Origin of the sequence: Mixta sp. BE291 (assembly GCF_031457955.1) — a bacterium.
Classification (GTDB): domain Bacteria; phylum Pseudomonadota; class Gammaproteobacteria; order Enterobacterales; family Enterobacteriaceae; genus Mixta.
This window is the reverse complement of sequence record NZ_JAVDXN010000001.1, coordinates 46,312-70,829: the sequence shown is the minus strand read 5'-3', so window position 1 is coordinate 70,829 and position 24,518 is coordinate 46,312. Positions and strand designations below refer to the sequence as shown.

Genomic DNA, 24,518 nt, shown 5'->3' with positions numbered 1-24,518 from the left:
CTGGCTCATTAATATTGAGCGTGAATATCACGCTCAATCTGTGGCTTAACCGGCTACCCCATGACCTCTTCCGTGGTATAAATCTCCTGACAGTAGCGCTGTACCACCTCTTTTGCCTCGGCTTCAAACAACATTGTCATGTGATTAGCCACATTAAGATCAATAACGTGTAAACCCGGCATCGCCTGTTGCCACTCCTGCCAGTAATTAACCTGGTCCAGGTCAAAAATGGTTGATCGGGTTTGAAAGTTATTTTTTAACGCCCCAAGGAAATAACCATTTTTATTGCGAAAATAGAGTGATTTTATTTCTTCAGGCGCAGGTAACGGCTGGATTTTATAGGCATTCAGCTGATAGGCAACTTGCACTTTTATATTACGGCGGATAAACGCGCAGGCGTTAACCGGGTCAATATTTGCCCCTTTTTCATTAACCTTATTGCCTAAGTCGATAATAAAATCTTCATCACTTAGCGACTCATCAACCTCATCCTGATGGATCATTCGCTGCGGGATTTGCGAAATTTCAGTGACGTTACCTGGCCACAGCAAAGTATTCGCGACCTGTAGCGCCGCATTTTTCAGGGGAATATTGGCCGATCTCGCGGCTTTATTAAACCCCTGGTTATCGGGAGAATCGATCAAAACCAGCGAATTTACCTGTTCATTGTTCATCTGAAGCTTACGGCTTATTTCATAGGCGATAATGCCGCCCAGGCAGTATCCGCCAATATCATAAGGGCCCACAGGCTGAACCGTTTTAATGATTTGTAGATAGTAATCAGCAATGGCCTCAATGCCTTCAAGCGGTTCGCTCTCGGTCATTGCGCCGCGTGCTTCAATACCATAAAACGGACGCGCGCAACGGGCGGCCAAAAACTGATAGGCCTCAACGCTGCCAAGCGCTCCATGAATCCAAAATATTGGCGTCCCCTGCTGAATCCCATTGAGGTGGATTAATTCCGGAAAACGCGCGGGGTCTGAGGTGACCGCATCATGCGGTCGCAGCTGAGATATCAGGTCACGCAGCGGCATATCTATTTTTAACTGAAGCGTTTCGTTCACCACGGCGAATTTGCTGAGCTGCTTGCAGATAACCATGAACATCAGTGAGTTAACGCCATAATCTGCTAACGATTTACTGAAATCCAGCGCCTCGCGGCTTACGCCCAGCTGATTTATCAGCCAGTTTAACGCCCCCTTGTTTATGGTATTTTGCGCCGACTCGTCACACCATTGCTGCTCGCTGCCGGGTATCTCATCAATCCAACAATCTATCTGCTCAAATGGGTAGCCCGGCAGAGGCACTTTACAATAATCATGGTTATTTAAAAGGTGCCAGTTAACTGAAGCGCCAGCACACCAGTAGTTTAAGATCTCCTCAAGCCGATTTTGTAGCAACAGCGTATTGAGTATTTCTGCCCCCGCCTCGCCAGAAAAAAGCGCTGCCAACGCGCTGTTTTTTTCGCTATGGCTGTAACTTGCCTGGCTTTCATCCTTTTCCTGCGCCAGATAGCGGGTAAGCTGCTCAATTAAATCGCTCAGCGAGGAGACGATAAGCGCAAAGCGGACAGGCATCATGGTACGACCAAACTGTAGCGTGCCCGCGATATCCGCTAAACAAGCGTGTGGATGGTGCTGGCAAAAATCCCTTAATGAAACAATGCGTTGCCGCAGTTGGGCTTGAGTGCGCGCAGAAAGTATAATGATTTCATCTTTATCCGCTGCCGCTGAATTGTTACGCGCGGGCGCTTCTTCAAGAATCAAATGCGCATTGATGCCGCTGATACCAAAACTGTTAATCGCCGCCCGTCTGGGCGAAGCCAGAGCGCCTGTGTTTTCATCCCTTCGCCATGGCACACTTTTATCCGCCATGACAAGACGCGTTCCCTGTAAAGAAATCTGTTCGTTAAGCTGAGTAAAGCCGCTGATAGCGGGAATAGTTTGGTGCTTCATGGCCATAATGGTTCTGAAGAGGGCCGCCAGTCCGGAAACGACCTCCGTATGACCAAGGCAAGGCTTTAGCGAGGTGATATAAAGCGGTGTAGATAACCCTTCGTCATATCGGCTTTTTAGTGCGGCTATTTCCGCGCTATCTGCCAGCGTCGATGCCATGCCATGCGCCTCAACATAAGAGACTGAAGCGGCACTAACTCGCCCGTTTTCCAGCGCTTTTTGTATCGCCGATTTCATCCCCTGAATATTAGGTGCGGTCAGAGAAACACCCTTACCACCATGCGCGACGCCGACGCCTTTAATCACCGCCTGAATATTATCCTTATCCGCTATAGCCGCCTGGAGAGATTTGAGCAATACGGCCCCCACCCCTTCGCCACGCAGGGTGCCTGTCGCATTTTGCTGAAAAGGCATTACCTTACCCGCCTGGCTTAACATCCCGACTGCATCCAGATTATCAAACCCTTCAGGCGACATAATCAGGTTAATGCCAGCGACGATGGCATAATGGCACTCTCCTTTGCGTAATGACTCAACCGCATGCTGAAGCGCCACCAGCGCAGATGAACAGGTGGTATCAAAATATTCACTCGGCCCACGCAGATTAAAGTGGTAAGAAATGCGGTTTGGCGTCATCGCCTGACCAGGAATATTTATCAGGCCATCCGCGCTTCCTCGCGACTTAACGATATGATGGTATTCACCCGGCCCGGCCGCAACAAATACGCCGGTGATATCAGCGGAAAGCGTTTTCATCGCATAGCCAGCCTGCTCTACCGCATTCCAGACGGACATTAATAGCAGACGTTGCTCAGGTGGCATAAGCTTCGCTTCTGCGAGCGGAATAGCAAAAAAGGCGGGATCGAAAGTATGAACATGCTGGAGAAAACTTCCCGTTACCTTTCGCTGATGCAAAGACCATTCACGACGCTCCGTGGGTAAAGAGCTAATAGCACAGTGACCGGCCTCAAGGTTTTGCCAGAGCCGTTGCGGATTTTCTGCTGCGGCGAACTGTCCGTCTATGCCAATGATGGCAATATCATCCGCAAAAGACGGAGCGTTAACGATTAGCGTATCCGCCTCACCCGCTGAAGACGGAGCGTTAACGATTAGCGCATCTGCCTCACCTGCTGCCGCGATGTTATTGCGCGCATCCGCTTCATCCGCTGCCGCGATGTTATTACACGCATCAGCTGGATCCGCTGTAGAGGGCGGTTCCACGGCGTTTTCATTTGCCGTGGTTAATCTCTGCAACTCCGCCGGGAATGTTGTTAGCATATGCGCGCTTAACTGCTCTACCGTGGTATGTTCAAACATGGCGGTGACGTCAAGCTCGATCCCCAGCTGTTCATTAATGATTTTGATAATGCTGACGGCCAAAATGGAATCAACGCCATAGGATGAAAAGGGCTCGTCGATCATAATTTTGTTTTTATCGATACGCAGCGAGCGAGAAAGCTCGTCGGTTACCACCGTATAAATCGCATCAGAACGCGGAGACTTATCCTGCGCGATTGTGCCTGTCGCCCTGGCGGCTGACGGTTCGCTGATTACCGGAGCTGCCTGTCTGATCAGCCCATCGCTTTCGGCAATAATAATCTGTTGTTCAAATGACTGCGCCTTATCCACCATAAAGGAAACCGAGCGAAATCCTTCCGCTTCCAGCACATATTTCCAGTTGGCTTCATTGAGCCCTGGACTGCCAGGGATCCTAAGATATTCATCGTCGTAATACCACCACCCTTCCAGCATGCCGAAAGTCATATGACTAAAAAGATTATTCAGGCAAAACTCATTGAGAAAAATCAAACCATTCTGTTTAAGCAGCGCTTTTACATTTCGCATGGTATGACGCATATTTTTTGTGGCGTGTAACACATTCGCCGCAATGACAATATCAAACTCGCCTGGAGTAAACCCCTGCGATTCGATATTTTTCTCAATATTTAAGATCCTGGTTGTCAGCCAGGGATTTTGCATCGCATAACTTTTTTCCGCATGGTTCAAGAAAGCGTTTGAGATATCGGTGTAACAATACTCTTTTATCGCAGCGCCATAATTAGCCAGTTTATTAAACAGTAACGCGCTGGTCGCCCCTGTTCCGGCCCCGATTTCGATAATGCGTATCTGCGGGTTTGGCTCATTGCTGATGCGCCAGGAGATATATTCCATTACGCTATCAGTCAGCGTTTGGTTAAAATAATTAGCCACAGGGCTGGTTTTATAAATCTCTTCTACCAGCGCCAGCGATGAGTCAGGGAAAAGTATCTCTGTAGCCAATACTCTTCCGGTCAGAATGTCAGGCAGCACGTTGATAACGCTACTCAGCACTGTAATTTGCGCTTTCAGGCAGCGGTTACGCTCCCACCGCCTTTTTTCATGCGCCCAACGATGTTCTATTTCTTGCGGCAAGATAGTGGGAGGATTTAACAGGTTAACCTGCGCTTGCTTAAGATTAATGTAGCCCTCCAGCTGGAATAATCTTAGCCACTCTTTTACCCAGCGTTGATAAAGCGGGATAATGCCCGCTTCAGCGATCATCTGCTCAACCGGCTGCTGCGCGCGCTGAAACATGCCCATCGATTTTAATTCCAACCAGACGATGTCAGTTAATAGCTTTTTCATCAGAGCGCCTCCTCCTGGTTAGTAATGATTAATGCATTTTGCGCATCAAGCGCATTATTCACTTCAACATCATGTCGGGCGATATCAAAATTAGCGGCCGGTTGCGCCAGATGGCTTATAAAAGAAGGTAGCGTTTTCTGCGCATGAAGAAAGGTCTCTTTCGCAAATAACATGCCCAACGTACTCCATTTAGGCGAAAATTTCATAACGCTCATCTGGTTAATTCCGCTACAGATAAACGCGTTAAGGATCTGCTGGAATTCATCGCGCTCAATAAAATGCATCAGCTGGGCTGTATCAACATTGCCCTCATCATCTTCGATATTATTAAAGCAATATCCCAGATTAATCACTTTCACATTATAAGGTCTGGTTTTAGCCAGATAACCTGCCAGGGCATCTTTGAAGGTGCAACCGGCGCTGTAATTACTTTGCCCCATCGCTTTCATGTAGCTATTGATAGTTGATAAAAACAGCACCAGCTCCAGCGCAGGGTTCGCAAACGCTTCTACCAGCCGGACGCTGACATCCATCTTCGCCTGCCAGGCCGCGTTAAACTGCTGACGCGTCATTTTATCCAGCGAGGCGGGGCTCAATACCATCGCTGACTGCACCACCCCATTTACCGGACCAAATTGCGCTGTGATGTTGGCACACGCCGCTTTTAGCGCGACGCTGTCCATGACATCAACCTGCACATAATGAGGCGCTTTGCCCCACTTAGCCTGCTGCTGAATTTTTCGCTGAATGCGCGCGTCGATCGCCCTTCGTCCTAACCAGATTACCTGCGCGTCAAACTGCCTGATGAGCATTTCACTTAACGCCGATCCCAACCCACCAGCGCCACCCGCAATAACCACCACACCTGACTGACGCAGCGGGCGTTCGGCAGCTGGCGTTAGCTCGCCGGATAAGGGAATCAGCGTCTGCTGATACCATGCGCCTCGCCGCAGTAGCAGCGTATTGCCTAAGCGATCGGGAGGCAGTTGAAGCGTTGCATTAAACATATCCGCATTGAGACAGTCCACATCGACACAGCGTATCTGCCATTCCGGTACCTCTTTTGCCAACGAGCCGATAAAGCCGCTGACGCCAGCATGCGTCGGATCGGCATTATCGCCAGCAAATAAAGCGTGGGTCCCCTGCAATATCACCGTCCAGCTAAGCGGGCGTTGTGCATAGCCACAGGCCAGTAACGATTTATAGATAGCAAACAGGTTGTAGATACCTGAATCCTGCTGTTCAATCATCTGCTCGCCGCTGCCTACCGCGCCTGGCGCCGGTGCAATCCAGACAACATGGCTGAAGGTATCCATCGCGGCAAAGCGTGCGGCAAGATGATCGCTCGTTTCACCCGCCGAGAGCGGACAGATTTCCGCCTCGCGCATTTCACTGGCTAAGTGTTCAAGCGTAGCGCTGTCGTTGCCAAGAAAAAGCGTTTTTCCCTGCGTTTTGCTGCCGCTGTTATCGAGCGGGACATCCAGGCGCTCACAGGCGGGCAACAAGCAGACTGGCGGATAAGCGGGCGATTGCGCCACCGGCGCTATTGTTCGCGTGGTAATGCCACTAAAACGGGCGCATACCTCCCCCTGACGATTAAGCAGATCGGCATCATATTTTGTGCGGATAAATTCGCCGTTTTTATTTTTACCGTAGCGTATCCAGACCCACATTTCCGCTTCGCAGGGCTGGCAAAGCCTCAGCTCGTTGATAGCGAACAAAAGCTGCGACTGCTCCGGCTCGCCCGGCGTAACCAGACATTTCATACTCTGCATAGCGCAATCCGCCAGGACAGGATGAAGCTGGAAATCCTGTAGCGTATTACGCACTGTTTCAGGTAATACGAGTTGTACCAGCGCCGCGCCCGGCTGTTTCCAGGCCCGCACTACGCCCCGGAAAGCGGGACCATAATCGATCCCCAGTTGGGCGAATTCCTGATAAAACCGCATCTGTTCTTCATGGCCTGGACGGGCGCGCTGTTGTATCGCGACGATATCAATCGCTTCCGGCGTAGCACAATGCACGCTAATTTCGCCACGGCAGTGCGTCGTGCGCTTTTCGTCTTCGTCAGTAAATATTTCGAAACTGCGTCGCTTCTCTTTGCCTGGCGCGCCGATAGTAATCATTACCGTGATGGCATCGTTGCGTTGCTGTAACGGTGCCAGAAAAGTGACGTTTTGCAGCGCAAGCGAGCCGGTATCTTCCGTGCCGCAGGCGTGAAACGCCTTGCGCGCCAGTTCGAAATAGACTGAGCCGGGCAGGATCGATTTTCCCTGCACCAGATGATCTTTCAGGAAAAACTCTTTGCCGGTTAAGGTCAGCGCATAGCAGGCTCCGCCCGGCTCAGCGAGGCTGCTACAGACCTTAAGCTCAGGCAGGCTACCTGATGCCGGGCCAGGCGCGCCGGTGTAAAAGAGCGCGCTGTTTTGCTCATCCAGCCAGTAATGCTCATGGGTAAACGGATAGAGCGGCAATGAAACGTGATAAGCAGGGCTGGAAGCAAAATGCGCGCTCAAATCGATCGCCTTGCCCTGCAGATAATCCTGCGCCAGCGTGCTGAAGGCTGCCGGTATTTCCTGCGGCTGTTCCAGCCAGCACGCCAACGCTTCAACCGCCGTAGCGATCGAATCCGCCACCAGAAAAGCGCGCTGAGTAAAATGCCGCCGTCCGGCCCATAAGGTATAGGCGACATCCCTGAGATTAAGGGTCGCGTGGCGCGTCAAATGATCGCGCAGCTGCACTATCTGCTGGCGTAGCTGTTCAGGGCTGCGGGCCGAAACAAGCAGACAGTGCCCCTGTGGCGGTGAAGAGACCGTCACTGGCGACGCGACATCCTCCAGCACCACATGCGCGTTGGTCCCCCCTACGCCAAAAGAGCTGACAACGGCGCAACGGCGCTGCCCTGCGGCGACCGGCCAGGCGCGCAGCGTCTTGTTAATATAAAAGGGACTGCCTTCCAGCACGATTTTGCTATTGGTCTGCTGGCAATGGATCGTAGGGGGAAGCTGCTGATATTTCATCGCCATGAGCACCTTAACCATGCCGATCACCCCCGCCGCCATCTGTGCATGACCCATATTGGATTTACTCGAACCCAGGGCGCAGTAGCCTGTTTTGCCTGTTTTTTCTGCAAAGGCTTTCAGCAGCGCCTGATATTCGATTGGATCCCCCAGAGGGGTGCCGGTGCCATGCGCCTCTACCAGCTGGATAGCTTCAACATCAATCTCATATTTGTTATAAATCTCCTGCAATAACGCATACTGCGAATTGGCGCTGGGCGCGCTAATGCCATTGCTGGCGCCATCCTGGTTCACCCCCACGCCGCGAATAACGCCATAAATACGATCGCCGTCAGCCTGCGCCTGCGACAGCTTTTTCAGCACCAGCGCCGCCGCCCCTTCTGCGGGCACAAAGCCATCTGCCTGCTCATCAAACGTTTTACAACGACCGCTGGGCGACAGCATCCCCGCGTTAGAACCTGCCTGGTAGAGACGCGGCGAGCATTGAAGATAAATACCACCGGCAAGCGCAACGTCAACATCGCCATTCCAGAGCGCTTTACAGGCATGATCCACAGCGACCAGAGAACTGGAGCAGGCGGTATCAATCGCCACCGCAGGCCCCTTGAGGTTAAGAAAATAGGCTACCCGCGCAGGCACCACAGCGCTCATGTTGCCCCACAGCGCCTGTGCCGGATAGGGGTTTTCACTATTAAGGTTAAGGTAATCGCCCGCCGCGCAGCCCACATAGACGCCGCAGCGCTGCGTATTCAGCTTAGCGCCTGCATGACCGGCATCTTCCAGCGCATGCCAGGCCACCTCAAGGAAAATGCGCTGCTGCGGCTCCATGTTCAGCGCTTCGATGCCGGAAATATTGAAAAAAAGCGGATCAAACCCGCCGGGATCGTTAATAAAGCTGCCCTGATTGCACTGCACATTTAGCGCGCTGAGATCCCAACGTTTGACGGTCTCAACTAAATCATCGCCATTAGCAATATGTTGCCAAAAGCTCTCAATATCATCGGACTGCGGAAAACGCCCAGCCATACCAATTACGGCGACCGGTTCCTGCGCTGTGGGTAATGGCGGTGCGGTCGTCATTGGCCGTTCCGCTATCTGAGTGGCAGGCAGTATCGGCGATGCCTCATGTTTATTTTCCGGCGTCGGCAAAGGCGTCGCCAGCGGTGCCCCGCTGGTCTGGACAATATACTCCGCCAAACGTCTTACGGTGGGATAGTCAAATATACGGGTAACATCGATCGCCAACTGCATGGCGGCATTGATCTGCGAAATCAGTTTTACCGCGCTTAATGAGTTAAGGCCGTAATCGGAAAAGGAGACATCATCATCCAGTTGCGTGGCATCAAGCTTAAGCAGCTGACAAAGCGCGTGGCGAATAATGGCTGCAACCTGATGCGGCGAACCGGTCGCCGTCGGCGTCACGGCGGGTTCGGGGCGGGGTGGCGCAGCGGCTAATGGGCTTTGCGGTGGCGCGGCGTCGGCATCAAGCCAAAAGCGCTGCTGCGCAAAAGCGTATCCCGGCAAGCTAATACGTTGATATTGCTCCCCGGCGTTTAGTGCCCGCCAGTCAATATCCACGCCTTCTACCCAAGCGTGGGCGATCTTGCCAGGCTCGCCAGCCGCTTTCCACTGCGACAGCCGCTGCTGGATATCCCCGGCGCTCATAAACAGACCCAGCACGCTATCGCTGACGGTTTTAATTGTGCCGCTCAGGATGGTCTGATCGTGTTGATCGCCGGACAAATAAGCTGACAGCTTAGCGCTAAGGTTATTGATATCGCTAACGACCATCGCCAACCGGCAGGGCATCGCTTTTCTACCGCATTGCAGGGTATAGGCCATGTCTGGCAATGACACCTCAGGATAGCGACGCAGAAAATCGGCCATATTACGCGCCAACTGCTGTAACCGCTCTTGATTCTGAGCAGACAGCACAAACAAATAGCCTGCTGGCGTCGATGGTGTAGCTGGCGGGGTCAAACGCTCTGCCTGCTGCAAAATAGCATGGACGTTGCTGCCGCCAATGCCAAAAGCACTGATTGCCGCCAGCAAAGGCTGTTGCGCATTTTTGATCAGCGTTTCTTTACGTTTAGCGACATAGAAAGGCGAATTGCTGAAATCAATATCGCGGTTTTCACTCTCGATATTAAGGCTGGGCGGTAAAACCCCATGCTTAAGCGCCAGCGCACTCTTAATTAATCCCACCAGCCCGGCGGCGGTATCCAGATGGCCCACATTGGTTTTCACCGAGCCAATCGCACAATATCGCGTGGCGGAAGTATAGTCACGCCAGGCGGCGGTAAGCGCAGCCACTTCAATCGGATCGCCAAGGCGCGTCCCCGTCCCATGCGCTTCAACGAAACGGATATCTTCCGGGTTGATCTTCGCCTTACGGATCGCCTGTTGAATGGCGCTCCGCTGGCCGTTTATACCGGGCGCGTAGAAGCCCACTTTATCAGCGCCATCATTATTAACGGCGATCGCGCGGATCATGGCGTAGATATTATCACCATCGCGAAGGGCATCCTCTGCTCGGCGCAGTAAAACCGCCGCCACGCCTTCACCGCCGGTCATGCCGTCAGCGTTATCAGCAAAAGCTTTGCAGTGTCCGTCGGCCGAGAAGTTGAGGCCGGGTTGATAAACGTAGCCAAGCGTAGTCGCAGGCAGCAGCGAAGCCGCCCCCACCAACGCAAAATCGCAATCACCGGCCGCCAGGCTCTGGCAGGCTAAATAGCTGGCAGAAAGCGAAGATGAACAGTTGGTATTGACGAACATACTGGGGCCGGTAAAGCCCATACGATGTGATATCAGACCGGGAATGGTGCCGCCCTGCGCAAAGATCCAGGCGTTATATTCTTCGGTATCCTGTAACAGGCGCTGCTGCGTCATATTAGTGACAAACTGTGACCACAGCGCCTGATAGAAATTATTACTGGCTGAGGCATAAACTGCCGTATCAGGGATGTCGTGCGGATTGTAACCCGCATCTTCAATCGCCAGCCAGCTCTGTTGCAGCAGTAGCCTGGCCTGAGGATCCATTACCTCCGCATCACGCGGCGAGAGATGGAAAAAAGCGGCATCAAAGCGATCTTTATCCTGAATCGTCGCCCGCTGGGCGATAAAGTTCGGATCGGCCATCATAGCTTCCGTGATGCCATATTGCCGTAGCTGTTCACTGGTCAGGAGTTCAATGCTCTCTTTGCCTGCGCAAATATTCTCCCAGAACTCACGGTGATCCTGCGCGCCTGGAACCCGACAGGACAAACCCACAATGGCGAAACACCCGCTGTAACGCGCTTGTTGGTCTGAGCAATCGGCCGCCAGTTCTGGCGTGCGGCCGGGCGTAGGCATACTGTCCTGCTCATGGTGGCAAGCCATATCAGGATGATCGCTACGTAAATAGCGGCTCAGCGTTTCAACGCTGGGATATTGAAAAATCAGCGTCACTTTTTCGTTGAGATTAAAGCGTTTATTCAACCGTGAGATAAGTTCCACCGCTTTAAACGAATCCCCGCCAATATCAAAAAAGGCCGCCTGGCTGGAAAAACCGCTATAGCCTAAAACCTCAGCGAACAACGTACGCAGCGGCCCTGAGAAATCAGGGCTGGTAGCAGGAGAGGAAACTGGCGTTACGCCATGTGCGCGTTTGTCCGCTTGTCGGGCGAGCGCCTGACGGTCAACTTTACCGTTCGGCGTGAGAGGAAAATCCGCTATTTCATGCCAGGCGTCGGGGATCATGTAAGCTGGCAGATGACGATTTAGATATTCTCTCAGGCTTGGTACCGTTGGCTTTTGGCCTTTAGCAATATAAAAAGCGGCCAGCGTTGCGGCTGCGCCATCGTGTCGGCACAGCACAACACAATTTTCCACATCGGGATGCTGACTGAGCCGGGACTCAATTTCCCCTAATTCCACACGATAGCCACGAATTTTTACCTGATTATCCGCGCGTCCAATCAAATCAAGCTCACCTGTCGCCAGCCAGCGAACCCTGTCGCCCGTGCGATACAAACGCTCCCCTTCAGCAAAAGGGTGATCGATAAACTTCGCCTGCGTCAGGTCATCTCTTTTCCAGTAACCGAGCGCAACGCCCTGACCGCCGATATAAAGCTCTCCGGTGATGCCCTGCGCAACGGGTTTTTGATTGTTATCGAATATATAGACTTGGGTATTAGCGATCGGCTTACCGATATTAACGGCTACACCAGGCTTTAATTTGGTGCCGGTTGAATAGATAGTGGTTTCGGTAGGGCCATAAAAATTCCATACCTCGCATGAATAGCGATCAAATTTTTCTTTGAGATAGTTCGATATAGGCTCACCGGCGCAAATGATTTTCACCTTCTCCTGATTTTTCCAGTTAAGTTTAAACATCAGGGTGAAAGTAGCGGGCGTACCCGGGACAAAATCTGGCTTCAGTTCGGCAATCGTTTCCACCAGCCGCGACGCATCGCGCGTAGTGGCATCATCTGCGATTACGCAGCAGGCACCAGAAATTAACGGCAGGAAGAGTTCAATCGCAGAAATATCAAAACAGTAGGTGGTCAGCGCTAATAAAGTGTGATCGCGCTGAAAGCCCACCCACTCCTGCACCGACAGCAGCGTATTAATGACGGCGGCCTGGCGGATCATGACGCCTTTGGGATTTCCGGTACTGCCGGAAGTGTAAAGGATATAGCAACAAGGCTGATTGATACGTTTTAATTTTTTCAGCGCACTTTTATTAACGGCAGCCTCTTCCACATAAATTGTTATGATATCAGATGAACAAATTTTCTCTACGCGTGCTTTAAGTTTGCGTTGCGTAACAATAACCTGGCACTCGGCATCATTAAGCACATAGCAGACTCGCTCTTCCGGATGCGCCGGGTCGAGCGGCACATAGGTTGCTCCACTACCAAGCACGCCCAGTAACGCCACCACCATCTCCGCACTGCGTTCAACATAAATGCCAACCCTGTCACCCGGGCCAATGCCCTGTTGTTGCAGGCAAACGGCCAGCGAGGCCACGCGCAGGTTTAACGCGCGGTAGGTAAGCTTTTCATCTTTAAAACAGATCGCTGGCGCATCCGGCTGATGTTTAGCTTGCTCATTAAATAGATCATAAAGTGACTTATTCTCTGGCCATTTTCGGGCTGTGTGATTCCACGTGTCTAAAAACCGTATTTTTTCATCGTGCGTTAAATAATCAATATCTGCTAAGGCTGTTTGTGGCGAAGCCACTACCGACTCAAGCAGTTTTTGATAATGACGCGCCATGCTTTCGATAAAACAGACGTTATATCTGTTTGCGTCATATTTAATAACAAAGCGGTTCTCCGGCGTAACATCCAGACTAAGGGGATATTCGCCAACCTGATAAATTTCATCGATTAATGCACAGGGAAAGTGCTGAGCATACTCAGTAACAACACCCTGAATACCTTGCGCTAACGCGGTGCTTTGATAATTAAAGGTCACAGAAAAAAGCGGATACAGGCTATTCCGGCTTTCTCCCTGCACGTTTTTCACCATATGGGAGAACGGAAAATTACCATGATCGATTCCCTGGAAAATCGCCTTATTAACCTGCAACAGCGTCTCGGTGAATGTGTATTCTCCGTTAAGCTGATGACGTATAGGCAGCATATTGATAAAATGACCAACCGTATTATCAAACTTTGCTTCCCCGCGTACGGAAAAGGGAACGCCAGTGGTCATATCCGTTTGCCCGCTATAGCGAAACAGCAATACCACAAAAGCCGTTAAATAAAAGGCAGCCGGTGTCGCCTGGTTCTCTGCGCAGTAGTGCGTAATTGCGTCACGGAGATCCGTCGAGAGTGCGAAGGCGGTAAACTTTCCTGAGCTGGTCGGTTGCACCTGCCGCTCGCTGTTCTGCGGCAAGTTATCTGACGGCATAAGGTTGCTTAACTTACCCTGCCAGAATTGATCATCAGCCTGATACGTATCTTCTGTCAGCAGCGCCTTTTCTGCTGCCACAAAATCGCTATAAGGCGCCAGCGTATAATCTATGGCAAGCTCACGACCCTTTACCAGGGCATGGTAAAAGCGTAACAGATAGCTCATCAGCAACGTCGCAGAGTGGCTATCAACAATAATGTGATGAACCGTAATCAATAAATGGACATCTTCACCATCGCTGAAAATTTGTAGCCGCGTAAGCGGTTCGGACTGAAGATCAAAACACCGTAACGCCTGTTCCCTGATAAGATTAATACGCTCATGCTCAGGCAGTCCGGCTACGTCGGTTTCTTTAATGGCCAGTTTTTCCTGCCTGTTTACCAGAAACAGCGCCTGCGTTTTTTCTTCTATCCGGCTGTTCAGAATAGGGAACTGTTCAACCAACGCGGTTAAAGCCGCCTTGAGTTTATGATGATCACACTGTTGCAGCCTGATACAAAGAGGGACATTATAGCCACTGCTTTCCGGTGCCATTCTTTGAGCGACCCATAAACCCTTTTGCATTTCGGAAAGCGGAGTATCAGCAAATGTTGTCAGTAAAGATAATAATTCACCGGTAGATATCTCTCCCCTTTCATATTTTTCTAACGCATTATCGACTGACATTTACACTCCCTCTTTAATTTTTTCAATCAGATAATTCAATGAAAGCTTTTGTTCCTGATATGAGCGGATATAACGTAACACCGTGCTATCACGATAGGTTGCATACCGAGCCGAATGATGACGCGGCTGCCGTGTCGGCGCATGGCTGGAAATATAATCCATCAGCTGCAACATATTACGGCAGGTGAAAAGAACGCCGGTTTTAAATGAAGGTATATTGAAGGTTTGCTTTATTTTTCCGGCGATACGAATAGAGGCGATGGAATCCAGTCCAAGGCTGGAAAAATCGGTTTCCGGCGCCAGGTTTTTACTGGCGCATTTTGCTTCTTGCTGAATAATGGCGCGTAATATCTCCTGCATTTCCGTATCGGAAATCGCCTTGCTGCCGGATGATGAAAGATCATTTTTTTCTCGTCGCCAAACAACCTCTAACTGCTCAAGGTAATATTTTTCACGTACGCGGCCTCGTTGTACCTTTCTGCTACCTGTAACAGGCAGGCCACCGGGAGGAATGAAAATAATATCATCCACGCGCAGTGAAACGTGATGAGAAAGTACCGAAACTATGTCACTGGCTACGCCCTGATAAAAACCTTCATGTTCATCCTCTTTTATCTCCTGCACCACAACAATAATAGTTTCATCATTCTTTTCAGCTGCGAAAATGGTTCTGGGCAAGGCGCAGGCGGCAATATTTTCCCCTAACAGTATTTCCAGATCTTTTGGATGATATTTTTTACCATTAACCACAAGCGTTTCTTTCAGTCTGCCAATAACATAAAGATGGCCATCTTGCATAAATCCCCAGTCTCCGGTACGCAGATAGCCCTTCTCGCCGCTAACAGGGTGGCAATTAGCGAATATTTCCTCAGACTCGACAGGATGATTAAAATAGCCAGCGCCCTGACAGGGGGTTTTTACCCATATTTCGCCAGGCGTCAATGGCGGGCAAAGCGCCCCTTTTTCAGGTTCGACAATCATGATATGGGTGTCAGGCGCAGCGACGCCACAACTGATAATAATCTTGCTGTTATCTGCCGAAGAGAGCGTTATTGCGCCTTGTTCGCTGCTATTAACAGGTGCAATACTGACAGAGCGAAACGCCTCGTTCTGCGGCTTTTGCGTTAGCGGTGCCGCCTCCGACATACCGTAATTAGGGGAAAGTATTTCTTTCTTTAAACCGGTCGCCGAAAACTTATGGTAAAAGGCGCAATAAGCAGAATGAGAAATAATGTCTCCGGCACAAGAAAGCGAAAGCAGAGAAGAAAGATCATACCCACTGACCGTATCGGCATCCGCCTGCTGAAGCATATATTCAAAGGCAAAACCGGCAACGCCGGAATGCGTGGCCTTTACCTTATCAATTAGCTGAAACCAGATCTCCGGCTCGCTGATAAACCTTTCGGTCGGCAAAATAAATGCAGCGCTACCCTGCGCTAACGGTGCCATGATACTATAGAGCAGGCCAAAAGCATGATGCTGCGGTAACCACGAAAGAACGCGACTATCACGAGTATAGCCCCACAAAGGTGAAGTAGCAGCATGGAAAAGCCCCTGATGGCTAATAACAACGCCCTTAGGATCGGCAGTCGAGCCGGATGTATATAGCAGCATCGCGCTATCCAACGGGGACTGTAAAGCGCGCGGCGCAGCATCAGCCCCTTCCCACTGCTGAGCCAGCAGACGATCAATATTAATCGTTTTGATCGCGTAACTTCTGGCAAGCGGTTTAATCGCCTGTTCAAAATCATCGTTGGTAATAAAATATTGGCACTGGCTATCACGCACGATACTTTCCAGCTGTTTATATCGCTGCTGTATCTGTGAGCTATCCGTTACCGGGGTTGGAACAGCGATAACATTAGCGTACCAGCATGAAAATAACGCCTGCGTATAGCCTGCACACTGAGGTAAAAATATCACCGCGCGTTGCTGCGCCGGAATAATATCGGCAAGACGCTGCCCTAACTTTTCGATTTTTTTCGTCAGGTCTTGAGTGGTAACGGTATACCACGCATCATTTTCCCAAAAGGATTGAATCACCCGATCCTCGTGTAAAATGTGGTTATTACCTGCCAGGTTTAATAATATAGAGCAAGCGGGCTCATTCTTTTTTTGTGGCGGAGACGTCACAGCAACCGGCTCAGGCGAGGCTCTCTTTACTGGCGCGCTCTTCTCATAAATATTAGTTATCATATTCGTTAAAATATGACTACCGCTTGCCTCATGATACTTTTCGACGCCTTTGCTGCGCATATATTGCACAGAGTCATACCATAAAACCTGAGAGGTAATTTGCCGTGGCAGTAATATTTTAATCATATCGCTGCTGAACTCGCGCGCCGTCACGTTAGAAATAACCGGCCGTGCTAAAACGTTAAAGTCAAACCCTTCAATAAACTGCGCAAATTCGATCTCTGCCCTGCCCATATATTTTGAATGAAATGCGCCACTGGTTTTCAATACATGAAACAGTGTTAAGGAAGGTTCCTTTTTTAGTCGGTTATTTAGCAGCGTTATCTCATTTTCAGGCCCGGATACCACAACCTGCGTAGCGGTATTATAATTTGCCACACCAATATTTTCGAATCCCTTCTCCATGAGTACGGACTCAATTTCCTTCAGCGTAAGGCCAACCACAGCGGCCATACTGCCGCCTGTTAATTCAGACATCAGTTCTGCTCTTTTTTTTACCAGTTTTAATCCGGTAACAAAGTCAAAAGCGCCTGCCGCCTGTAACGCATTAAATTCGCCCAGGCTATGTCCGGCAAAAAAGTCAGGTATTGGCATACCTTGCTCAAGGGAATCAAGGTAGCTCAGGGCGTTAACGATATAAATGGCGGGTTGGCTATAAAGCGTAAAGTCTAGTTTTTCCGTATCTGACGCGAGGCAAATATCCTCGAGCGCATACCCAAGGATCTGGTTAGCTTGCTGAGTTTTTTCTGAATATTTACGAAACAGCGCCTCCCCCATTCCTTTTCGCTGGCTGCCCTGGCCCGGAAATACAAAAGCGTGCATGTCCCCACCTCCCTGAGAATATAAAGCGTATTAAAACAACGAAACGCCTTAAACCTATCACTGATGGCAAAGTAAAAACAACAGCAAACAACAAATAACACTTATATGTTTATTCAACTAAAAAACCATTTTTTATGCGGATAAACCACATAGTTCACATGGGGTTATTGCTATGTTATTGTTTAATAAAGATTAAATAATGTGGTGCAGGATTTTATTACGCAAGCACAAAAACAGATCCATTAAAAATGATTACCATGGTTAATATTTAAAGACGAAAAATAAGTTCACTTGCCGGCCCGATAAATATAATATCTTAATAATTAAGGAGAATTACTTAATGCAAAAAATCGCGCACGGTTACTACATCGCTTCAGGCTGCTTTTTCCCGCGGTACGCATTCGGCGCATGTCCATTCATTTTCCAGCGATCTATGGCGTAAGCAGCTCAGGAGATTGTGAGGACATTCTGGAGGAAGGCGTAACATGAAGTGTTTTGCGTTTGGGTATGCAGGCAGCAGCGATCATGCTTTTTCTGCGCTGGCGAATGCATGGCCTGCCAGTATGGGCTTCGAACAATGGGTTTACCCCGGCCGGGGAAGCCGTCAGGCTGAAAAATTTGCTGGCTCACTGCAACAGCTGGCCTATCAGGCGGCAGAGAAAATAGCCGGGCAGCATGACATTATTTTATTTGGCTATAGTCTGGGGGCGTTAGTTGCCTTTGAAACCGCTCAGATTCTGCAACGTCATGGTTATCCTGCATCGGCGCTGGTGGTTGGCGCGATGAACGCCCCTCATCAGCTACGGCCTTCGCAACACGTGCATACCATGTCACAATCTGATCTAGTAAAGTGGATGACGGAGTTGGGCGGTACCCCGCCAGAAATCCTCGCTTCTCCTGCCCTTGTCGCCTGGTTCGCTCCCGTTATTCAGGCCGACTATGCCCTTTTAGATAGCTACCGTCCATTGATGCTTACCCCGCTATCCTGCCCGATTGTGGCAATATATGGCGAGCAGGATGCGCTAACCAGCCGCGCTGAAATGGCTGGCTGGCAAAAACATACGCAGGCCCCCTGCCGCTGCGCAGGCTTTGCAGGAGGACATTTTTTTCTTCACCAGGCAAGCGCAGAGATAGTGTCAGTTATCACTGAAACATTGCACCTCAAGTAACAGGGTTACGCCTGGCACGCCGCGCTATAGCCATAAGTTGGCCAGACAGGGCTAGCGCCGCGCCATACATTGCTGCCAGCGACTGTTTACCCGCTGGGCAAACCAGGCGGTGGTCAGATTGCGGGTAATTTTGGGGCTTTCCAGCTTAATGCCGGGCAGCATTTCACGTGGCATCCGCCGTCCGGCCTGCTTATCCGCCAGTGCAAAAACCTGCTTCCACAGTTCGCTTTCCTCAAACTCTGGCTTATCGCCCTTCTCCAGATCGCGCCGGATCGCCCGTGGGCGCATATCGATTTGCGTCGCCAGCGTACGTACCGCCAGCTCCGTTGCGCCCGCTTTATCGGAGCCATAGATAATCAGATCGCCGTCCAGCGCCAGTTTCATACCGGTCGTCCGCGCCACCGCGGCCTGAAACGCCGCGTTGCGGCTGGCATACCAGCCTGCGTTAAAGTCGGCGAAGCGGTAAAGCGGTGTGCTGTAGTTAACCGGATAGCCCAGCAAATGTTTCACGCCAAACCAGATGCCGCCGTGCCGGGTAAACACTTCCTGACGCAGCGAGGTCTCAACCGGCCACGGATAGCCCTGTTCATTCGCTTCGGCGAAAGCGATGCTGACCTGCATCGGGCCGCCGGTATGGATCGGGTTCAGATTGCCAAACAGCGTCTGGCCCATCGGCACGATATTGATAAAGTCATCAAAAATAGCGCTCAGCTCTTTCTCGGTGCGCACGCTATCCAAACGGTCGGCGTAGCTGCGCCCGTTAGGCGACTTAATCATCAGCGCGGTGCGCACCAAAAAGGCAGGAATATGCAGCCGTGCCGCGCGCTTATCGATTTCGCCCCAGGCAATTTTTGGCAAACCGGGTACCGGTGAGTCGGCGTTGAAATTGGTTTCCTGATCGGCGACGGCGATCACGGCGCAAATATTACTGTCGCTGGCCTCGATCTGCTGCGTACGAAACGCGGTGGCGATATCGCTGGCCCAGTCTGACTTCTGACGCACGTCGCCCGGCATCAGCGCGATAATACGAGCCTGCATCTGCTGCGGCGTTTGCTGCGGCGTTTTTGGCTGTTTACTGGTACAACCCGCCAGCGCCAGCAGCGCAACCAGCGGCAGCAGACGAAATAACTGAGATGACATGCCTGTCCCTGTCTGTTTTGAAGATAAGCGCACCTTAACCACTGCCGTGCTGAAATGCCAGCCCCGCTCCGTTTTCATTTCGCGCCTTTGCGCCTTTCACTTTGCTATTTATAGACTAACGTTAAGTTTTGTTAATTATTATGACAGGAGTTAGCGATGAAAAACTTATGGTTACCGTTGGTTGCAGCACTGGCGCTGGCTGGCTGCGGCGGCAATAACACCCCCGCGCAGGTCAATACTCCCGGCGCACCGACCTCAACGAAAATGAAGCTGCTCGATACCGGTGCCGCCGCCATGCAGTCGCGCCCGCCGATTGATGCCATCAACGCCTACCTTGATGGCTTTCACTTTTACAACGGCGATAAAAACGGCCAAATGGAAGCGCACCATTACGTCACGATCCTGAACGATGACGTGATGCAGGCGCTGATTTATGACGGCAACACGCGCGACGCGCGCTTAATGGGCGTGGAATATATTATCAGCGAGCGGCTGTTTAAAACGCTGCCGCCGGAAGAGAAAAAACTGTGGCACAGCCATGATTATGAGGTGAAATCGGGCTCGCTGGTCGCGCCGGGATTACCGGACACGGCGGATAAGGCGCTGATGACCAAACTGGTGAACACCTATGGTAAAACCTGGCATACCTGGCACACCGATCGCGACAAAACATTGCCGTTTGGCATCCCGGCGCTGATGATGGGCTTTACCGCCGACGGTCAGCTTGACCAGCAGCTGTTAACCGATCGTGATGCTCGCATGGGGATTGATACGCGGAAAATACGTCAGCAGCGGGCGGATATCATCGCGCATCCGGTGGTAAAAGGCGCTAACGCCTGGCAGGATGGCGAGGTGATTCAGCTCCAGCGCGTCGAAGGCGGCGGCGAGCACGCCCACGGCAGTACGGCATTTGGCCCGTCAGAGCAGACCAAACGCGATAAAGCACATCACTAATCCCAACGGCCAGCGGCCTGCTGGTCGCTGTCGCGTGCCTCAACCCAGCGGTCGCCTTCGGGCGTCGCTTCTCGCTTCCAGAAGGGCGCGCGCGTTTTCAGATAGTCCATAATAAACTCGGCGGAGGCAAACGCCGCCGCGCGATGCGCGGCGCTCACGCCGACAAATACAATCTCATCGCCGGGGAACAGCGCACCAACGCGATGGATCACGCTTATCCGTTGCAGCGGCCAGCGCCCGCGCGCCTCTTCCACGATTTCCGCCAGCGCTTTTTCCGTCATGCCGGGATAGTGCTCCAGCGTCAGGGCGGAAACATGCTCGCCCAGATTATGGTTACGCACTTTACCGGTGAACGTGACTACCGCGCCATCATCGTTGCAGGCGGCGAGCCACTGATACTCTTCAGCCATGCTGAATGGCGGCTCGCCTACGCGAATACGGGTTGTCATATTAACCTCCGGTCACTGGCGGGAAGAAAGCGACCTCGTCGCCATCCTGTAATGGATGTTGTAACGAAACCAGCGTTTGGTTAACCGAGGCCAGCAGCTTCCCGGCGCTGAGCGCCAAATCCCAGCGATCGCCGCGTGCGGCCAGCGCAGCGCGCAACGCTTCCACCGTGGCATACTCTGCCGGAAGCGCTAACGAAGAGGTTGCCACCAGCTCGCGCACCTGCGCGAAAAACAGCACATTAATCATTATCCACCGCCTGAAAATCGCCCGATTTGCCGCCGCTTTTGTGCAGCAGACGCACGGATTCAATCACCATATCTTTCTGCACCGCTTTACACATATCGTAAATGGTCAGCGCCGCCACGGACGCCGCGGTTAACGCCTCCATCTCGACGCCGGTTTTGCCGGTCAGCCGACACACCGCTTCGATGCGCACCCGATTTTTCTCCGGCTCGGCGGTGAGTTCAATTTCCACTTTACTGAGCATCAACGGATGGCAGAGCGGAATCAGATCCCAGGTACGCTTCGCCGCCTGAATCCCGGCGATACGCGCGGTAGCAAACACGTCGCCCTTATGGTGACGCCCTTCGATGATCATTTGCAGCGTAGCGGGCGCCATCACGACGCAGGCTTCCGCGCGCGCTTCACGCAGCGTTTCTGTTTTGGCAGAAACGTCCACCATATGGGCAACGCCCGCAGCATTAATATGAGTTAATTGCGACATAGTTAGGCTTTTTTCAGATGTGATACGAACTGGCAGGGGCGCGTACGGGCGTCCAGCTGCTCACAGATAATGCGTTCCCAGGCGGTACGGCAGGCGGAGGTGGAGCCCGGCATGGCAAAAATCAGCGTTTGATTCGCCAGCCCTGCTACCGCGCGCGACTGCAATGTGGCAGAGCCAATCTCCTCCCACGACAGCATACGGAACACCTCGCCGAAGCCGTCGATTTCGCGGTCAAACAGCGGCAGCAGCGCTTCCGGCGTACTGTTTTTGCTGTTAAAACCGGTGCCGCCGTTGATCAGGATAACCTGAATGTCCTCGCTGGCGATCCAGCTGGAAACCACCGCCCGGATCCGATAGAGATTGTCAGCAACAATCGCGTGGTCGAGAACCTGATGACCCGCTTCGGTCACCGCCTCGCGTAAGTAGTCGCCTGAGGTATCGTCTGAAGCGTCGCGACGATCGGAAACGGTCAGTACCGCAATCTGTAGCGCCTGAAATTCCATTGTGGCTTTGCCCATGCTTTGCTCCGCGTTTAGCCGCCGATAAATGAGAGATTTTGCGTAATGCCGGTATTGCCCTGATGCAGGAAGTGCGTCTGTTTTTTATGCCCCAGGCTGGCGGCGATGCGCGCCTGCAGCTCAGGCTGCTGCGCATCGGAAGCCAACAGGTCACGCAGCGGCACCCCACCGTCGCCAAACAGGCAGAGATGCAGATTGCCGACGGCTGAGACGCGCAGGCGATTGCAGCTGGCGCAAAAATCGCGCTCGTAGGGCATAATCAGGCCAATTTCGCCCTGATAATCTGGATGGCTGAACACCTGCGCCGGGCCGTCGCTGCGCGCCCGACTCTGACGCTGCCAGCCCTGCATAATCAGCTGATCGCGGATCACTTCACCGGAAATATGGTGGCGGCGAAACAGATCGCTGCCCTCGCCGGTTTCCATCAGCTCAATAAAGCGTAGCTGAATCGGACGGTGTCGAATCCAGTCAAGGAAGGTTTGCAGGCTGTGATGGTTTACATCACGCATCAGCACGCTATTGACCTTCACCTTGCTAAACCCTGCCTCAAAGGCAGCGTCGATACCGCGCATTACCTGGTGAAATTTATCCTGGCCGGTAATGGCATGGAATTGACGCGCATCAAGGCTGTCGACGCTAACGTTAATAGAGGTCAGGCCTGCGGCACGCCAGCGGGCGACATCGCGTTCCATACGGTAACCGTTGGTGGTGACGGCCAACTGACGGATTCCTGCATTTTCACGCACGGCGGAGATGATATCGATAAAGTCGTGGCGCAGGCTCGGCTCGCCGCCGGTCAGGCGGATTTTTTCCGTACCGGCATCGGCAAAGGCGCGCGTAACGCGCTTAATTTCATCAAGCGAAAGGAAACTTTTGTTTGTCGCGCCCTGCGGCTTATAACCATCCGGCAGGCAATAGGTGCAGCGAAAATTGCACACATCTGTGATCGACAAACGCAAGTAATAGAACTTGCGGGCATAAGAATCAATAAATTGGGTCACCAGAACACCTTTCCAAATGGGAGATGCAGTCATTTCTTTCTGCACCCTGGCAGCGCATGGCTGCGGCCAGTGCGCCCTATCTGTCGACGTAGGCGTAAAGGCTTGAGTGTGGTTTTGCCTGTTAAACAGGAGTCTGCAAATAGTAACGCTATTTATCCGGGTATGCCACGTGCAATTTCGCTATATAAACCGATATATATCGAAATTTAACCGCATTTTGCTGCACGATCGCCGCCTTTTTCTGCACGATGGTTTTCGTTACCAACAAGCGCAGCCTGAACGATGATTGTGATAACTTATTTCTACGCGCTTTTCGCCCGGTAGCCAGCGCCCGGCGCGGTCATAGAGTGTTAAACGCTACCAGAAACGATTATCCTGTGCCGACCCGACGGTTAAGGTTACCGTCACTTATTGTCAGGAGAATTATGCGTAATCGTACCCTTGCGGATCTGGATCGGGTGGTCGCCCTGGGCGGCGGACACGGACTGGGGCGCGTGATGTCGGCTCTTGCTTCGCTGGGCTCGCGCCTGACCGGCATCGTGACCACCACTGATAACGGCGGCTCTACCGGCCGTATCCGCCAGTCGGAGGGGGGCATTGCCTGGGGCGATACGCGTAACTGCCTGAACCAGCTGATTACCGAGCCGGGCGTGGCGTCGGCCATGTTTGAGTATCGCTTTGCCGGTAACGGTGAGCTGGCCGGGCACAATCTCGGCAATCTGATGCTAAAAGCGCTCGATCATCTTAGCGTGCGCCCGCTGGAGGCGATTAACCTGATACGCAATATGCTGAAGGTGGATGCCTTGCTGATCCCGATGTCGGAACAGCCGGTGGATTTAATGGCCACCGACAGCGAAGGTCATATGGTGTATGGCGAAACAGCGATCGATACGCTGGCGCGCGTGCCGCAGGATTTGATGCTCTATCCCAACGTAGCCCCCACACATGAAGCGATAGCGGCGATTGCCGAAGCTGACCTGATTCTGATCGGCCCCGGCAGCTTTTTTACCAGCCTGATGCCGCTGCTGCTGCTGGATGAAATGGCGCAGGCGCTGCGTCGCACCTCTGCCCCGCTGGTTTTTATCGACAATCTCGGTCGGGAGCTTAGTCCTGCCGCCGCCGCGCTGCGGCTGGAAGATAAGCTGGCAATGATGGAAAAGTACATCGGCAAAAAGGTGATTGATGCCGTGGTGGTCGGCCCGCAGACGGATGTACAGGGCGTGCAGGATCGGCTGATTGTGCAACAGCCGCTGGAAGCGGCGGATATTCCCTACCGTCACGATCGCCAGCTGCTGCGTCTGGCGCTGGAACAGGCAATGCAGAGGACTGGCTAAGCGCCAACGCCTGCCCGTCATGCCCCGGTCGGGGCAATAAAAA

General features: G+C 52.1%; 12 protein-coding genes and 1 riboswitch. Of the genes, 3 read left to right on the top strand and 9 right to left on the bottom strand.

Features of this window, described 5'->3' with window-relative positions:
* Positions 1-53: 53 nt before the first annotated feature.
* The 3 genes from J2X14_RS00300 to fabD are packed head-to-tail and all read right to left on the bottom strand — an operon-like array spanning position 54 to position 17,185.
* Positions 54-4,580, bottom strand: a complete 4,527-nt coding sequence (locus J2X14_RS00300) for a beta-ketoacyl synthase N-terminal-like domain-containing protein (protein WP_352409235.1) — start codon at positions 4,578-4,580, stop codon at positions 54-56.
* Positions 4,580-14,167, bottom strand: coding sequence for a non-ribosomal peptide synthetase (locus J2X14_RS00295; RefSeq protein WP_352409234.1), 9,588 nt, complete (start codon positions 14,165-14,167; stop codon positions 4,580-4,582). Before J2X14_RS00295 ends, J2X14_RS00300 begins: the two co-directional genes overlap by 1 nt.
* Entirely contained in the window at positions 14,168-17,185 is a 3,018-nt protein-coding gene (gene fabD, locus J2X14_RS00290) for an ACP S-malonyltransferase (RefSeq protein ID WP_352409233.1), read from the bottom strand.
* A 485-nt stretch (positions 17,186-17,670) separates the two neighbouring features.
* Here fabD and J2X14_RS00285 point away from each other — a divergent pair, with 485 nt between their 5' ends.
* The gene (locus J2X14_RS00285) at positions 17,671-18,354 is read left to right on the top strand and encodes a thioesterase II family protein (RefSeq protein ID WP_352409232.1); all 684 of its coding nucleotides are present in this window, start codon (positions 17,671-17,673) and stop codon (positions 18,352-18,354) included.
* A gap of 51 nt (positions 18,355-18,405) precedes the next feature.
* On the opposite strand, the gene J2X14_RS00280 is transcribed toward J2X14_RS00285, so the two are convergent.
* Entirely contained in the window at positions 18,406-19,494 is a 1,089-nt protein-coding gene (locus J2X14_RS00280) for a DUF1615 domain-containing protein (RefSeq protein ID WP_352409231.1), read from the bottom strand.
* Positions 19,495-19,650: 156 nt separating this feature from the next.
* Between J2X14_RS00280 and J2X14_RS00275 the strand changes: the two genes are divergently transcribed.
* Positions 19,651-20,448 carry an OBAP family protein gene (locus J2X14_RS00275; protein WP_352409230.1) on the top strand — a complete coding sequence of 266 codons (798 nt, stop codon included), beginning with the start codon at positions 19,651-19,653 and terminating at the stop codon, positions 20,446-20,448.
* Here the strand turns inward: J2X14_RS00275 and moaE are convergent.
* The 5 genes from moaE to moaA all read right to left on the bottom strand — a co-directional run bounded on the left by moaE (position 20,445) and on the right by moaA (position 23,174).
* Positions 20,445-20,897: a molybdopterin synthase catalytic subunit MoaE gene (gene moaE / locus J2X14_RS00270; RefSeq protein WP_352409229.1), complete on the bottom strand. Its 453-nt coding sequence runs from the start codon at positions 20,895-20,897 to the stop codon at positions 20,445-20,447. The two genes, J2X14_RS00275 and moaE, sit on opposite strands and share 4 nt — an antisense overlap.
* Position 20,898: 1 nt before the next feature.
* On the bottom strand, positions 20,899-21,144 hold the full coding sequence (gene moaD / locus J2X14_RS00265; protein WP_352409228.1) for a molybdopterin synthase sulfur carrier subunit: 246 nt from the start codon (positions 21,142-21,144) through the stop codon (positions 20,899-20,901).
* Positions 21,137-21,622 carry a cyclic pyranopterin monophosphate synthase MoaC gene (gene moaC, locus J2X14_RS00260; protein WP_352409227.1) on the bottom strand — a complete coding sequence of 162 codons (486 nt, stop codon included), beginning with the start codon at positions 21,620-21,622 and terminating at the stop codon, positions 21,137-21,139. Before moaC ends, moaD begins: the two co-directional genes overlap by 8 nt.
* Before the next feature lie 2 nt (positions 21,623-21,624).
* Positions 21,625-22,140, bottom strand: a complete 516-nt coding sequence (gene moaB, locus J2X14_RS00255; RefSeq protein WP_352409226.1) for a molybdenum cofactor biosynthesis protein B — start codon at positions 22,138-22,140, stop codon at positions 21,625-21,627.
* 14 nt (positions 22,141-22,154) lie between these two features.
* Entirely contained in the window at positions 22,155-23,174 is a 1,020-nt protein-coding gene (moaA, locus tag J2X14_RS00250; protein WP_502889920.1) for a GTP 3',8-cyclase MoaA, read from the bottom strand.
* Positions 23,131-23,262, bottom strand: a riboswitch (molybdenum cofactor riboswitch). It overlaps the preceding gene by 44 nt.
* Positions 23,263-23,566: 304 nt before the next feature.
* On the opposite strand from moaA, the gene J2X14_RS00245 reads away from it, so the two are divergent.
* Positions 23,567-24,475 carry a gluconeogenesis factor YvcK family protein gene (locus J2X14_RS00245; protein WP_352409225.1) on the top strand — a complete coding sequence of 303 codons (909 nt, stop codon included), beginning with the start codon at positions 23,567-23,569 and terminating at the stop codon, positions 24,473-24,475.
* Positions 24,476-24,518: the final 43 nt, after the last annotated feature.

What these genes read in the sequence shown, in the direction of transcription:
- J2X14_RS00300 (WP_352409235.1), bottom strand. Translation starts at nt 4,580, where the DNA reads ATGAAAAAGCTATTAACTGACATCGTCTGGTTGGAATTAAAATCGATG.
- J2X14_RS00295 (WP_352409234.1), bottom strand. Translation starts at nt 14,167, where the DNA reads ATGTCAGTCGATAATGCGTTAGAAAAATATGAAAGGGGAGAGATATCT.
- fabD (WP_352409233.1), bottom strand. Translation starts at nt 17,185, where the DNA reads ATGCACGCTTTTGTATTTCCGGGCCAGGGCAGCCAGCGAAAAGGAATG.
- J2X14_RS00285 (WP_352409232.1), top strand. Translation starts at nt 17,671, where the DNA reads ATGAAGTGTTTTGCGTTTGGGTATGCAGGCAGCAGCGATCATGCTTTT.
- J2X14_RS00280 (WP_352409231.1), bottom strand. Translation starts at nt 19,494, where the DNA reads ATGTCATCTCAGTTATTTCGTCTGCTGCCGCTGGTTGCGCTGCTGGCG.
- J2X14_RS00275 (WP_352409230.1), top strand. Translation starts at nt 19,651, where the DNA reads ATGAAAAACTTATGGTTACCGTTGGTTGCAGCACTGGCGCTGGCTGGC.
- moaE (WP_352409229.1), bottom strand. Translation starts at nt 20,897, where the DNA reads ATGACAACCCGTATTCGCGTAGGCGAGCCGCCATTCAGCATGGCTGAA.
- moaD (WP_352409228.1), bottom strand. Translation starts at nt 21,144, where the DNA reads ATGATTAATGTGCTGTTTTTCGCGCAGGTGCGCGAGCTGGTGGCAACC.
- moaC (WP_352409227.1), bottom strand. Translation starts at nt 21,622, where the DNA reads ATGTCGCAATTAACTCATATTAATGCTGCGGGCGTTGCCCATATGGTG.
- moaB (WP_352409226.1), bottom strand. Translation starts at nt 22,140, where the DNA reads ATGGGCAAAGCCACAATGGAATTTCAGGCGCTACAGATTGCGGTACTG.
- moaA (WP_502889920.1), bottom strand. Translation starts at nt 23,174, where the DNA reads ATGACTGCATCTCCCATTTGGAAAGGTGTTCTGGTGACCCAATTTATT.
- J2X14_RS00245 (WP_352409225.1), top strand. Translation starts at nt 23,567, where the DNA reads ATGCGTAATCGTACCCTTGCGGATCTGGATCGGGTGGTCGCCCTGGGC.